This window comes from Photobacterium leiognathi (assembly GCF_030685535.1).
Taxonomy (GTDB): domain Bacteria; phylum Pseudomonadota; class Gammaproteobacteria; order Enterobacterales; family Vibrionaceae; genus Photobacterium; species Photobacterium leiognathi.
Genome location: NZ_CP131601.1, coordinates 1,533,650 through 1,548,157, shown reverse-complemented (window position 1 = coordinate 1,548,157; position 14,508 = coordinate 1,533,650). Strand labels below are relative to the sequence as shown.

The window sequence follows — 14,508 nt, the reverse complement described above, 5'->3', positions numbered from 1 at the left end:
GTGCTTAGATGGCTGCATTATACGTGATGTTGATTCACAACGCCTGACCTATCTGCATTTATTTGACGATTTTTCATGCTATCAACGCTAACTTACATCGTTAGCAGTAATATTTACTGCGCACATATTCTAAAATTAATAAAAACACGCTTTTATAACTAGTAACTGCAAGATCCTGTGGAGGACATCGCTAAAGTGATCACTGTCGATAAAAAAGATGGGCATAAGCTTAAAATATCCCATGTTATTCAAGAAACAACCAATCGGCAGCTCGATATGTATATCTTCATCCCCGGTGAACTCGGTTTAAACGCCAATATCATCTCTGAAGAAGAGTTCTATCATAGTGCCATTCAAGGAAAGCGTACTTATTTCAGTGATATAAACCACCTGCCACTGGTTCATAGCCGACTCGCTAGCCGTGGTAAACTCTCCATTGAACAGTACCGTTTAAGCTTAAGTTTATATGCTTATCAGTATGCATTGGCGTTAGAAAAAGCAACCAATGACTTATTAAACCAAAGTGGCGATACTACTTTTGAAGATGTTGAAGAATCTGCCAATATTTCCGTTCGTATTTTAAAACGTTTACGCCGAAATATCCCAACAGATAAAAAACTTCTGAAGTACTACGAAAACATTGATAACTACCTATCTTGGTTCACAGAACAACGCATGTTACAGCTTGTGGCTCACCTACCTCGTGGTAACGACTACAACGCAATCAAAGCGATGTTATTAGAGATCTGTGAATCAGAATCTCAGCATCGTACTAAGCATAACTATAACTCGGCAAAAGCGATGGAAGATCCCACTCGTATGTCGAACAAAATGCGTTTATTGCGTCGTTTGATTGAATACCCTGTCACCATGAGCGAAAAGACCATTGAGTTGGGTAAGAGTACCCGAAAAGTCGTAACGGGTGCGGCTGCAGGTATCGTGATGATTTTCGTGACATTAATGCTGATCAAAGCTCGCGGTATGCTGGGTGACATTACCGCATCCTTTATCCTAGTGTTATCACTGATCTACGCTGCTCGTGAAGTGTTTAAAGACGACTTAAAAAGTATGTTGTGGCGTTGGTTGCGTAAAGGTAAAGCCCGTTGGCGTAAACAGTTCTTTGATGCTAACACCAGCCATTTAATTGGTCGTCAGCTTGAATGGCTTGAATACATTAGTTACGACAGCTTACCGACAGATATTCGTAAAACCCGTAAGCACAAGGTGTCTCATCGTGAAGAAACCATTCTTCATTACAAGAGCACAACCCGTATGTCGCCAACCAAGTTTTTAAGTGGTTATGAGCAAACCCGTGAATCGATCATTTTAGATTTACGTAACGTCGCAGCATTAATGGAAAAAGGCTCACAACGTTTATATCAATTAAATGATGGTCAAGTGACAAAAGAGTCGGTTGAAAAGCGCCATCTATTTAACCTCATCACTAAAGAAACTGATGAAGATAAAACGGTACGTATTCAACGTTGGAAGATCATTATGAGCCGTTCAAAAATCGTTGATATTGAGCCTATTCTGCCACAAGAAAAAAAATCATCGTCAGAGAAGAAAGTGGCTGTTGATAATCAGCCAGCTAAAACCGCATAGCAAAAAGCTCACCGTTATCTTATTGTAACGGTGAGCTTTTTATTTTACTTATGTAACTGATTTTACGATGGTTAAACTAACTTACCTATTCAACTAAATTAAGCAGCACGAACAGAAACAGGTAATTCAGCTCCTTTTTTAGTTAAACCAAACTGCCATACATTCAAATCACGACAACGGAATGCCCCAGCGCAAGACAATAAATAGTAACGCCACATACGATAGAAACGCTCACCATATTTATCCGCTAACTTCGGCCAAGCCGCCTCAAAATTCTCATTCCACGCCACTAACGTTTTATCGTAATCAGGGCCAATATTTTGTACATCTTCAATGTTGAAATAATCTTCTGCTGATGCACCAATTTGCGCCATTGATGGGATCACACCGTTAGGGAAAATGTACTTATCAATCCACGGATCGGTAGCAGATTTTGATTTTGGGCTACCAATAGTATGAAGTAAGAAAATACCGTCATCGGCTAAGAAACTGTAAGCAGCTTTAAAATAATCTTCATAGTTTTCAGGGCCTACATGCTCCATCATACCGATTGATACCACACGATCATAAGGCTGTTCCGGATGATATAAACGGTAGTCTTGAAGAATAAAGTTAACTAGTAAGCCTTTTTCATCAGCACGAGCTTGACCTAATGCTGCTTGCTCTTTTGATAGTGTTAAACCATCACAAATTACACCGTATTTTTCAGCAGCAAACATCATGAAACTGCCCCAGCCACAACCGATATCTAATAATCGCATACCCGGTTGCAAGCCCATTTTACGGCAGACTAAATCTAACTTAGCTTCTTGTGCTGATTTAAGATCATCGCTGTCTTTCCAGTAAGCACAGGTATATGTCATTCGAGGATCAAGCATAGCTTCAAACAAATCATTACCTAAGTCGTAGTGGAAAGGCACATCTTTCGTAACACGCTCAACACTTTGTGGGTTAAACAGATGCTTAAGCTTTGATGCCCCTGCTTTCAAACCCAGCTGAATTTTAGTGGTGGTTGCCAGCTTATCTTCAATACCAGCATGTAAAACACGGGAGATCATTTCATCAATCGCATCACAATCCCACAAACCGTCCATGTAGCTTTCACCAAAGCCTAATGAGCCATCTTTTAATACCCGATCGAAAACAGCTTCATTGTGAATTTGGATATCCCATGGTCGATCACCATTAATTTTCACATCAGCAATATCTAAAATGTTTTGGAAAATTTGGTCGTTTTTCATTTCTAATACCTTGAAAATATTTGTATGACAAATTGCCTTTTTAGATTTTTATTAACAAGATAGAATTTTAAAAAATAATTTTTAGTTAATAGTATCAATAACTAATAGATTAAATATTACTGAATTAAATAGTTACGTTTATTGATTATGATGTTGATGATAATTCTTTTCAATTAACGCTCATCCACGTATATTTAGCTCAATTCTTTCTCATGATTTCCTCATTATTGTGTCAATCCCCCAAAGCATAAAGGAGCATGCAATGCGTCAACCAATGACGTCGTTACTCATCATTGATCCGCAATATGACTTCTATGATGTTCCAGTTAACGAACAATTCACCTTAGATTCAGAACACCAAGAAAAAACTATCGCCCCTGCTCTGCCCGTTCCTAGCGCATGGAACGATGCTCAAAGACTGGCAAGCTTTATTGAAAAGCAGCAGCAACACATCCATTCGATTGTGGTAACACTAGATAGTCATAACGAATACGACATTGCTCATGCAGTTTATTGGCAAAATAAATCAGGTGAACACCCAGCCCCTTTTACCTTAATTAGCCACCAAGACATTGTTAATGGTATATGGCTACCAACAAAGCCAGAACTACTTGAACATGTACTTGCTTACACCCAGTCACTGGAGCAAGCAGGCAAATATAGCCTTATTATTTGGCCGACACACTGTGTTATGGGCACTGCTGGGCACAATATTGTTGCACCTATTCAGGCAGCGATTCAGCGTTGGGAACAACAGACAAATAAGCAACATATCAGTATTTCAAAAGGTGAAAACCCACATACTGAACACTATGGCGGCTGTGAAGCAGAATACCCACTAGCTGATGATAAAAATACCCAATTTGATCCTCAGCTTGTTGAATTAGTTAAACAAAACGATCAAGTATTTATTTCAGGACAAGCACTATCACACTGTGTTGCTAGCACTGTTGAGCAAATGGTAGAAAAGCTCTCAAGTGAAGAGATTAAAAAGCTGACAATTTTAATTGATACCACCAGCCCTGTGGCAGGATTCGAGCAACAAGCAGAGGGATTTATCGACAAAATGTCACAAATAGGTGTAAATATTTTAACTTCATCGAACTTATAGGGTTATTATTGGTCTGGTAAATGTATGAGTTATAAATTATTTAAGATGCGAAATGAAAAAATTACTGTGTTTATCTCTGATGATTGGTTGTGTTTCTCCTGCATTTGCAGCTAAACATTATAATGATGAAATCTATGTCTGCACCCTCTCTCCATTTACCGACACTTTTGCAGATGCAGCAAGAACCGAAGATGCAGCACGTTATAAGGTTTCACAACGCTGCTTAAAATCGCAAAGTGATATGTTTTGTCGTGCACAAGAAGCTAATTGTTTTACGACTTCACTATCAGCCAATAATGAAAGCAACAATCATAAATCAGTAACACTATTTAGTAGGAAGAATCAGAGAGGTCAATCGATTAATATCAGTCGTGATATGCCAAACTTTTTCGATACTGATTTTAACGACAAAATGGTGTCATTTAAGATCCCATCAGGCTGGAAAGTTCGCTTTTACGAAGATATTAACTATCAAGGAAAATCTTATACCTATAAAGGTGGAAAAGATAATGCCGATGGTTTTGAGCATGCAATTAGCTCGATGAAAATTTTAAAGAAGTAACTAATCCAAACTAAGCCCCATCACTATCTCAAGTTATGGGGCTTTTCTTATTCACATAATTGACGAAACACGTCCGGATATTTAAAAACATTCACCGTACCGTTTACATTAACGAAAACCCATTCACTGCCTTTGCTTAATGGGATATACCATTTTGTGTCATTATTGTTAACCACCAACGATGGTAGTGTTTTTATCTTCACAATAAAAGGCTCATCTTCTTGGTACATTGCTTTTAACGGCACCAATTCTCTTCGTTCTATTTGTCGATAGAATTGAGCAATTGTCTTATCAACATCTTTAAAATCACAACCACTATTATCTTTATGATGATACGTAACTTTACCAATACGCTCTGACTGATAAATCACGTCGGATTTCACATTACAGCCGTATGTCAGCATCAATAAAAATAATAATGGTGCGCTTGCAGAAAACACTTTCAACATCAGCGCACCTACATTTCGTTATTCAACAACGATGTTATCAATCAATATTGCACTATCATAAATTTCATCGCCCTTATCGACTGCCTCAATTTTTAAATTAACGCGTTTATTGGCAAGGGCTGAGATATCTAGCTGTTCTTTGATCCACTGCGTGTTATAAACACCGCCTTTATCAAATGTCACATCTGATTCAACCAGCGCATCTTTATTCTCACACAATTTATTTACACTGGTTTCAAACCTTGAACAGTTATCAGTACCCGACTCACACAAGGTTAAGGTGAATGAGTCGTCATAACCCGTATTACAATACTCTAAGAACTCTTCAGAATAGAACTTCCAATCAAAGTTCAAGGTTGTAACGTTCTTATCAATACATGCTGATTGTTCAATACTGCCAAGCTCGGTGGTGTAACCTAAGCCTGTTGATACAACACCGACAAATTTACCATCTAATGGAGTTGTGCCACCAAGGTTAGTAATAATGCGACCATCGCCCTTTTTCGCCCAAGCATTTAATTGACCTTGTTCAAAACTCAGGTTTTCAAATGAACCCGTTGCCAGTTTTAGATCTTTTGCGCCGCGCATACGCAGAAATGCTTCATCGTCACTGTTATCACTCTTACCGTGTTTATTCACTGCTGTATCAAAGGCTTGTATAAGGGTTGAATCATTATCAAGCATGTCTTTAATAATGGCGTTGGTAGTATTTTTGGCATAGCTTGATAACACGTAATCATCATAACCAATCACAGCACCCGCGCCTTTTGATAAAAAGACATTGGCTAATGAGTTGTTATAAACAGAGCGACAAGCAGAAAGCACCACTAAGCTCTTAGGCATAGTCGTCAGATAATGTTCAAAGAACGAAGGAAGAATAATTAACGAACCACCAGCACCAATTGCTAAACGTTTCATGTAAAGATCGCTTTCATAACCTTCTAGGTTATAAGTACCATCTTCATTTTTAGGTAAAACAATCCCGGTATATAAACCAGATACCGATAAATACCCTTTTAGAAAATCACTTGGACCCCATTTTTCATCCCAGATTTTGAATAATCCGTTAAAGTAATTATTACCGTGAGTAGAAAAGTGAATATAACCAAAGGTACTGAAATCTTTAAAGCTATCTAACGATACACCGACCGTTTCATTGTTCACAAACTCACTGTCTGGGGATAATTTACAAGACTGGCTGTCTTTAATGGTTTTCCAAACGCCGTAGTAATCATCCGTATTAAAGAAGTTACTAAACTCAGATACATCAGGATTATTAATATATGGGCTGATGATCACCGCTTTTGAACTTTGAATACGATTTGGTTCAGATACAGAGGAATAAGCCGATGGCTGATTGTTGATCACATCATCATAATAACGGGTTTCGAATGACGCTTTCACCACAGGCGCTGGAGCGACAACACCACTACGACTTGCTGATTTTGAATCTTCAACCAATGGATTATGTAGACCTAAAATACCGTCTTCATTTACCCACCAAATGCCACCTTCATAGGTATAACCCGCAGCACCCACATCTTTATGAACATTAAGTTGTTCAACCACCTTTTTTGCAGATGCATGAATATCTTTACCTTGCGCAAGTTGTGCATCTAGCCAGCTTTCAACACTATCTGCAATATCGACTGATTTCGTTACCTGCTCTGAGGTATATTTCTCTGATACCCAAATACAAGCAGGTTCAGATGTATATTTATTATCCTCGCTATCAGACACGTGTGCTTGATAACAGAACTTACCTTCCTTGGTTGGATTAAAAGTAAAAGAGCCAGCATAAATACCATCATCATCGATACCGTCAGCACTTTCATCTAAACTGACCCCAGCACCGAGCAAGGTGATCTGAGGATCTTTATCATTTGAGGTACCAATCTGAGCATAAACCGTTGCGACACCTTCATTTAACACAAAAGAGCTTTGGCTTAATGTTAACGGCGTAGTGAAGTCCATTGCAGGGTGATAATTAATTGTTGATACAATCTCAACCTGTGCTTCATCTGCAGTTAATGCCATTACCGTGATTTCGTTTTTACCTTTAACTAAATCAATGGTTGCTGACCACATCTCATCAATTTCAGCATTGGTAGATAAACTGGTCGCCCCGTTTGTTACTAAGATCTGTTTAATTTCATGATCAGATACAACATTACCAGTCAGCGTAACAGTTTTTTGATTAGTAACTTTCTTTATATCCCCTAAGCCAACAAAAGCGAGAGATAAGGATTTTTCGGCAGGTTTAGCATAAACACTAATTGAATCTGATGCAGTTTCACCATCGTTATCGGTTACCGTCACAGTGAAATTAAATACTTCATCATTTTTAATATCAGGAACAGTGAAAATCGCACTACTGTTCACTTTTTTTAGTTCAACGGCCGTGTTATCACTTGGTGATTGCTGCCAAGCAACATCGACAATGTCGCCATTAGGATCAAGATGGTAAGACGAAATAACCACACTCTTATTTGCATAAGTATATATATCATCAGCGGCTTTAGCTTGAGGTGCTGATTCATCACCATCGCCACCACCACAGCCAAACAAAGCTAATGAGGTACTCAATAAAAGCATGTTCCTTGTGCTATTCATCATGATCCCTTTCAATATTCAATCAGTATAAATGAGTGAAGAATCATATTAGTTAGCAACATACTATTCTATTGAGCGATAACATCACTCGATACAGTTCATGCTTAACAATGTAAGTAATGCAAGTACTTAACTATAATAGTTGAGCCACTCTATAATATTCCGTAAACCCATCAGATATAATTGCTATGAAATCCCTAGATCAGCTTGTCTTTAACAATACCTATAGCCAACTTCCAAGTTTATTTGGCACTTCTGTAACCCCACAACCGTTAACAAATCCCTATTTGATCAGTATTAACCCTAATGTCGCCAAACAGTTAGAACTCGATGTTAATAGCCTTAATAATAGCGATTTTATTAATATCTTTAGTGGTAATGACACGCTCGCAGGGTTTGATCCGATTGCAATGAAATACACGGGGCATCAATTCGGACAATACAATCCAGATTTAGGTGATGGTCGAGGTTTATTATTAGGTGAGGTACAAACCAGCCAAGGTAAAAAGTGGGATCTACATTTAAAAGGTTCTGGGCTAACCCCTTATTCACGCATGGGTGATGGTCGTGCGGTGATCCGTTCAAGTATTCGAGAGTATTTAGCCAGTGCGGCTATGGCAGGTTTAGGCATTCCTACTACTTATGCCCTTGCCGTGATTGGCAGTGACACTCCAGTTTATCGAGAAAAACAGGAGTTCGGCGCAACACTTATTCGGGTAGCAGAAAGCCATTTACGTTTCGGCCACTTTGAATATCTGTTTTATACCCAGCAACATGAACAACTTACATTACTTGCCGATTATGTGATTCAACATCACTTCCCAGAATTACAACAAGCTGAAAAGCCGTATGCTGCGATGTTTGAGCAAATCTGTAGTAACACCGCAGAGATGATTGCTCATTGGCAAGCGGTTGGCTTTGCGCATGGGGTTATGAATACCGACAACATGTCTATTTTAGGCTTAACCTTTGATTACGGGCCTTATGGGTTCTTAGACGACTATAACCCCAGCTTTATTTGTAACCATTCAGATTATTCAGGACGTTACGCTTTTAACCAACAGCCATCAATTGGGTTATGGAACTTATCCGCATTAGGCTATGCCCTAGCACCTATTATTGATAAAGCCGATATAGAGCATGCGTTGGAAATTTATCAGCATCAATTACAAATTAGCTATAGCAAGTTAATGCGTAATAAATTGGGGCTGTTTGATAGCCACGAGCAAGATACTGAACTGTTCCAACAGTTATTTGATTTACTGAAACAAAACGGCATGGATTACACCCTATTCTTCCGCACCCTTTCAGCAATTGCGCAAGAAGAATTACCTACCTCCGCAGTGCGCTTTTCAAACCTCACCACAAATACAACTGCCGTCGATAAATGGCTACAAGCTTATAAAAAGCGAATTGAAAATATCGATGATCAACAACGATTGGCATTAATGCTTAAAAGTAACCCTAAATACATTCTTCGCAATTATTTAGCTCAACTCGCTATTGATAGCGCAGAGCAAGGTGATTTCACATTAGTAGAGAACCTATTAACAATTTTACATGATCCATTTGATGAGCATCCTGAGTTTGAGGATCTTGCTGATCTGTCACCGAAATGGGGCAAAGAACTAGAAATTAGTTGTTCGTCTTAACATTTAGCAATAACAAACAAAAATGCCCTGACTTCTCAATCAGGGCATTATTTTTAGCTTTTAATATTATAAATAGTAGCTTTTTACAGGTTTCATTTGCTCATCAAACTCATAAACCAGTGGTGAACCAGTTGGAATTTCTACATCAACAATATCTTCATCAGCAATATTGTCTAAATATTTAATTAACGCTCGGAGGCTATTCCCGTGAGCTGCAATTAAAATATCGCTGCCTGATTCAATATTTGGAACAACAGTACCATTCCAAAAAGGAAGCACACGGTCATAGGTATCTTTTAATGATTCACCATGAGGTATCTGTGAATGATCAATACCTTCATAACGTCTGTCATTACCTGGATAATATTTACTATCATCACTTACTTGCGGTGGTTCAACATCATAGCTACGACGCCATACATGTACTTGCTCATCACCAAATTCTTGTGCGGTTTCAGCTTTATTTAGCCCCTGTAAATTACCGTAGTGACGTTCATTAAGATGCCAATCATGTTGGACAGGGATCCATAAGGAATCAAGCTGTTCTAGCGCTAGGTTTGATGTTTTAATGGCGCGATCAAGCATAGAGGTATAGCAAGCATCAAACTGGAAATCTTGTTCTTTTAATTTAACACCAGCATTTCGTGCTTCAGCCTCACCTTGCTCAGAAAGTGGCACATTCGCCCAACCTGTAAAGCGGTTTTCTTTATTCCAAACACTTTGTCCATGGCGAAGTAAAACAACACGAGTATTTTTCATAGTAGCCCCCTATAACTCATATTCAGAGTTAGCAAGATATTTAGTATGTGCGATGAGTTTGCGGACCTTTCAAAGAATGCCAATGTCTGTAAGGTTAATGCTCAGGAAACTCAAGGCGTTGACTATGTTTATGACTATAATAAAAAGTTTTTATATGTAATCATTAAAAACAGTCATTAAATAGCTCGTTGCAGGCTAAATGTTTATACATATACACCTAATAAAAAACGCTTCCCTTGGGCTCAAGGAAAGCGTTCAATCTCGCTGGATCGATGAAGATCATCTATTACCCGATACGGCTAAATCCATTGGCAAGATCTTCAATTAAATCATCACAATCTTCTAAACCAATGTGAACACGAATAAGCGTGCCGTCAAAATCGACTTTACCAGCAGGACGAATACGATTTAGCTCTTCAGGTTGGTTTGCCAAGATCAATGACTCATAACCGCCCCATGAATACGCCATGCTGAAATATTCAAAATGATCGAGGAAATTTGCTATTTCTTCTGATGATAAACGTTTATTTAAGACAAATGAGAACAAGCCACAACTACCAGCAAAATCACGAACAAAGAATTCATGTCCTTTACAGCTTGGTAGTGCTGGGTGATTAACTTGTGCCACTTCTGGGCGTTCTGCTAACCATTGGGCGATTTTAATACTACTTTCATGATGCTGTTTTAAGCGAACCCCCATAGTACGCAAACCACGAGCTGCCACATACGCAGTATCCGCATCCACCATTTGCCCCATTAAATATGAACGTTCACGTAGTTGATCCCAGCAGCGTTCATTACTTACCGCCGTACCAATCATTGCATCTGAATGACCTACAATGTATTTCGTACCTGCTTGAACAGAAATATCAACACCGTGATCGAGCGCTTTAAATAACACGCCAGCAGCCCATGTGTTATCCATAATGATCACCGCATCAGGATTCACCGCACGTACCGCTTTTACAATCGCAGGAATGTCTTGCACTTCCATCGTTATAGAGCTTGGTGATTCAAGAAAAACCACTTTTGTATTAGGCTGCACAAGATCGGCAATTCTCTCACCAATCAGAGGATCGTAATAAGTAGTGCTGACACCTAACCCTTTTAGTACCACATTACAGAACTCTTGGGTTGGCTCGTAAGCTGCACCTGTCATCAAAACATGATCGCCCGATGCAACAAAGGCTAAAATACTGTTAGATACTGCCGCCGCACCACATGGGTATAAATAACAACCAGCACCGCCTTCTAGCTCAACCATTGCATCTTGAAGCGCGAAGTGAGTTAACGTGCCACGACGACCATAAAACAATTCCCCTTTCGCACGGTTCTTAATAGCATGTTTTTTATCTGCAAGCGTATCGAAAACCAATGATGATGCACGTTGAATAACACTGTTCACCGCACCGTGAGTATATTTTTTCTTTCGTCCTGCACTCACCAATGCGGTATCAATTTTCTTACTAGACATAACTACGTGATCCCTTTACTCGTTTATCTAATCTGACTCTTGTATAACATGAATAACCACAACAAACTAGATGATTATCATAGTCTTGAGTTACCACTAAGCACGAAATAAAGAGAATTTTTTCACAAAGAAACAACTTAAATCGACCAAACCACTTTCTTTAATTCATCTATTTGCTGAAGAACAGCAATAGCTTGATGAGCATCTTTCTTTGGCGTTTTTCGGGTAGATTTTAAAAAGGCATGTAAGATCACAAGATCATTATCGTGCTTAATAAAAAGCACTCTTGCTGATTCTTTTCCGCTATCAACACGCAGTTTAAAAATCGCCCCTTTGTATTTCCAAATTCTGGCATTAAGCATCTTCAAATGTTTACAGTGATATACATCGCCGTGAGTTTGATATGAGGTGAATTTATTAAAAATAGCCAAGCGTAACTTGTCAGAAATACTATCTAAAAAGTCATAAAGAGGCGTGGTCAATGAAGTTTGTTCAACAATATAGATATTCATAGGCATACAGCTTTTTTCTTTAATAATACGAGAGCAACTATACCCAGTTTTGTTGAATAGAGGGTTTAATATTTCTTCCAGTAATAACAATATTATTCACAATCTTAAGTAAGCCTTAAGTTACAAAGTCGATGATATGGCTATTCGCTAATTCAGAAGAGCCAGCAATGCGTCAAATTTTTCAAATTAAGATGACCACTTTCATCTTGGTGATGTCAGTCTACTTCACCCTATGCTTTAACTACCCAATCTTGGCTAAAATTTTCGATTTAAGCCATTCAGTATCTAATGTGTTATTCCCTTACACCGCACCGATAGTGTTGATGGCAGCTTTCATCATTATCTTTACTCTGCTGTGCTGGCCTTATCTGTTTAAGTTAATGGTAATTTTCTTAACCATTACCTCATCTATGGCGTTATATGCAGAAGTGAACTACCACACTCTGTTTAACAATGCGGTAATTGAAAGCATTTTTGAAACCAATTCAGATGAAGCATTTTCTTACCTCAATACCACTTCCATCATGTATGTGATTTTCTTTGGTATCGTGCCAAGTATTTGGATTGCCATGGTCAAAATCACCAAGCGTGAATCCTTTATTAAAGCCATTGTTGCACGTATCGCGTTACTAGGTATCGCTTGTACAGCCATTTTACTGGTCGGTTTAACCACATTTAAAACCTATGCAGCAGTTGGTCGAAATAACCATTTCTTAAACCGTATGATCATTCCCGGTCATGTGTATGCTGGTGGTAAATATCTATATAAAAAGTTTATCTACAAGCCACTACCGTTTAAACAACAAGGGTTAGATGCCAAACTAAAACCAACAGAAAATCATAAACCGACGTTGTTTGTAATGCTGTTAGGTGAAACAGCACGTACCTATAACTACGCTTATAACGGTTATAAGCGTGACACTAATCCATACACAAAAAATGAAGGGATAATATCGTTTAGAAACGTTGAATCTTGTGGTACTTACACTGCGCTTTCAGTGCCTTGTATGTTCTCGAATTTAACGCGAGCACATTACAATCAAGATCGTGCTTACTCACAAGATAATGCGGTTGATATTATCCACCGTGCGGGTGCTGAAGTGCTATGGCTTGATAACGATGGCGGCTCAAAAGGTGTTGCCGATCGGGTCAATTATGAAGCGACAGATCCATCACAGCATAACCAGTTCTGTAATGGCACTAGCTGCTACGACGGTGTGATGTTAGATAAAGCCCAAGCCTTCATAAACAAAGACGATAAGAATAAGCTATTAGTACTGCATTTAATTGGCAGCCATGGTCCAACGTATTTCAAACGCTACCCTGCTTCATTCGACAAGTTTAAACCGTCTTGTAATCGTAGTGACATTGAAAACTGTAGCGATCAAGAAATTAAAAACGTGTACGACAACACCATTCTGTACACCGACTACGTAACAGAGCAAATGATCAAAATGCTGAAAGCCAAAGAAGATAAATATAACGTTGCCTTGTTATATATGTCAGATCACGGTGAATCACTAGGCGAGAACGGTTTCTACCTTCATGGAGCCCCTTTCTCAATCGCACCTAAAGAGCAAAAACACGTACCTTGGTTATTATGGTTACCTAACCAATACGCTCAAGCAAAAGGGATCAACAAAGCGTGTTTAGAGAAGAAAGAAAATCAAGCAGGGCTATCACAGGATAACCTATTCCCTAGCCTACTCAGCTTGTACGGTGTGAAATCAAAAGTGATCAATCCTAAGTTGGACATCACGACAAGCTGTCAAGTTGCAGCATAAACACCTGAATTAACAATCGAAATTAATGTATACTTATAATCTCTTATAGGTATACATTTTTTTGAGCTCTCCATGAAGATATTAATTATCGAAGATTCATCGGCATTACGTCGCAGCTTAGCAGTAGGTTTTAATAATCTAGGCTTTACTACCGATGAAGCTGAAAATGGTGATGAAGGGCTCAGCCTAGCGTTAAATAATGATTACGACATTATTATTTTAGATCTGATGTTACCGGGCGTTGATGGTATGACGATCTTAAATAAACTTCGTCAAACAGGCATTGAAACTCGCATTATCATCCTTTCCGCCAAAACACATAGCCAAAATCGCATTGATGGCTTACTGCAAGGTGCTGACGACTACGTTACCAAGCCCTTTTCCTTTGATGAACTCCATGCTCGTGTACTGGCTATTTCTCGTCGCTGCCAAGCAATCAATGTTACCAATACCATTGAAATTGATGGTTTTATCTTAGATCCGAGCAAGAAAACCCTTTTCTACGGTAGCCATGATTTAGAGCTTACCCCTAATGAGTTCAAGATTGTCGATTACTTATTTACTCATCGAGGTCAAATCCTCACCACTAGCATGATCAGCGATAATATTGCGAATAACTTTGATTATATTGCGAAGAATACTATCGAAGTGCATATCTCCACCATGCGCAAAAAAGCGAAAAAAATTGATGCTGTACTGCCGATTAAAAACAAACGTGGTTTTGGTTACTACATCGAGAATTAAAC

At 38.7% G+C, this 14,508-nt stretch carries 12 protein-coding genes; 6 read left to right on the top strand and 6 right to left on the bottom strand.

Annotated elements, in window-relative coordinates; all coding sequences use genetic code 11:
• Positions 1 to 195 precede the first annotated feature (195 nt).
• Positions 196 to 1,605 carry a hypothetical protein gene (locus tag Q7674_RS14225; protein WP_008986960.1) on the top strand — a complete coding sequence of 470 codons (1,410 nt, stop codon included), beginning with the start codon at positions 196 to 198 and terminating at the stop codon, positions 1,603 to 1,605.
• Positions 1,606 to 1,703: 98 nt separating this feature from the next.
• Here the strand turns inward: Q7674_RS14225 and cfa are convergent, their stop codons facing one another.
• Positions 1,704 to 2,846 (bottom strand): cyclopropane fatty acyl phospholipid synthase, encoded by a 1,143-nt coding sequence (cfa, locus tag Q7674_RS14220; RefSeq protein WP_305424072.1) that lies wholly within the window; start codon positions 2,844 to 2,846, stop codon positions 1,704 to 1,706.
• A 262-nt stretch (positions 2,847 to 3,108) separates the two neighbouring features.
• On the opposite strand from cfa, the gene Q7674_RS14215 reads away from it, so the two are divergent.
• Both Q7674_RS14215 and Q7674_RS14210 read left to right on the top strand, forming a co-directional pair.
• Positions 3,109 to 3,957, top strand: coding sequence for a cysteine hydrolase family protein (locus Q7674_RS14215; RefSeq protein WP_045062940.1), 849 nt, complete (start codon positions 3,109 to 3,111; stop codon positions 3,955 to 3,957).
• Between the two features lie 52 nt (positions 3,958 to 4,009).
• Entirely contained in the window at positions 4,010 to 4,519 is a 510-nt protein-coding gene (locus Q7674_RS14210) for a beta/gamma crystallin-related protein (RefSeq protein ID WP_045062941.1), read from the top strand.
• Between the two features lie 47 nt (positions 4,520 to 4,566).
• On the opposite strand, the gene Q7674_RS14205 is transcribed toward Q7674_RS14210, so the two are convergent.
• Positions 4,567 to 4,968: a hypothetical protein gene (locus Q7674_RS14205; protein ID WP_045062942.1), complete on the bottom strand. Its 402-nt coding sequence runs from the start codon at positions 4,966 to 4,968 to the stop codon at positions 4,567 to 4,569.
• 18 nt (positions 4,969 to 4,986) lie between these two features.
• A complete protein-coding gene (locus Q7674_RS14200; RefSeq protein ID WP_237156729.1) occupies positions 4,987 to 7,563 on the bottom strand; it encodes a PKD domain-containing protein in 2,577 nt (858 codons plus the stop codon).
• 206 nt (positions 7,564 to 7,769) lie between these two features.
• On the opposite strand from Q7674_RS14200, the gene Q7674_RS14195 reads away from it, so the two are divergent.
• Complete coding sequence (locus tag Q7674_RS14195) at positions 7,770 to 9,233, top strand: protein adenylyltransferase SelO (protein ID WP_045062944.1); 1,464 nt, start codon at positions 7,770 to 7,772, stop codon at positions 9,231 to 9,233.
• Between the two features lie 66 nt (positions 9,234 to 9,299).
• Here Q7674_RS14195 and gpmA read toward each other — a convergent pair whose 3' ends face one another.
• The 3 genes from gpmA to Q7674_RS14180 form a co-directional block, all read right to left on the bottom strand.
• Positions 9,300 to 9,992: a 2,3-diphosphoglycerate-dependent phosphoglycerate mutase gene (gene gpmA / locus Q7674_RS14190; RefSeq protein ID WP_008986953.1), complete on the bottom strand. Its 693-nt coding sequence runs from the start codon at positions 9,990 to 9,992 to the stop codon at positions 9,300 to 9,302.
• Positions 9,993 to 10,278: 286 nt separating this feature from the next.
• Positions 10,279 to 11,466, bottom strand: a complete 1,188-nt coding sequence (gene metC, locus Q7674_RS14185) for a cystathionine beta-lyase (RefSeq protein WP_045062945.1) — start codon at positions 11,464 to 11,466, stop codon at positions 10,279 to 10,281.
• A 137-nt stretch (positions 11,467 to 11,603) separates the two neighbouring features.
• The gene (locus tag Q7674_RS14180) at positions 11,604 to 11,978 is read right to left on the bottom strand and encodes a type II toxin-antitoxin system RelE/ParE family toxin (protein WP_045062963.1); all 375 of its coding nucleotides are present in this window, start codon (positions 11,976 to 11,978) and stop codon (positions 11,604 to 11,606) included.
• Positions 11,979 to 12,145: 167 nt separating this feature from the next.
• Here Q7674_RS14180 and Q7674_RS14175 point away from each other — a divergent pair, with 167 nt between their 5' ends.
• A complete protein-coding gene (locus Q7674_RS14175) occupies positions 12,146 to 13,762 on the top strand; it encodes a phosphoethanolamine transferase (RefSeq protein ID WP_305424068.1) in 1,617 nt (538 codons plus the stop codon).
• 72 nt (positions 13,763 to 13,834) lie between these two features.
• Positions 13,835 to 14,506, top strand: coding sequence for a response regulator transcription factor (locus tag Q7674_RS14170; RefSeq protein WP_045062946.1), 672 nt, complete (start codon positions 13,835 to 13,837; stop codon positions 14,504 to 14,506).
• The last annotated feature ends 2 nt before the right edge of the window (positions 14,507 to 14,508 follow it).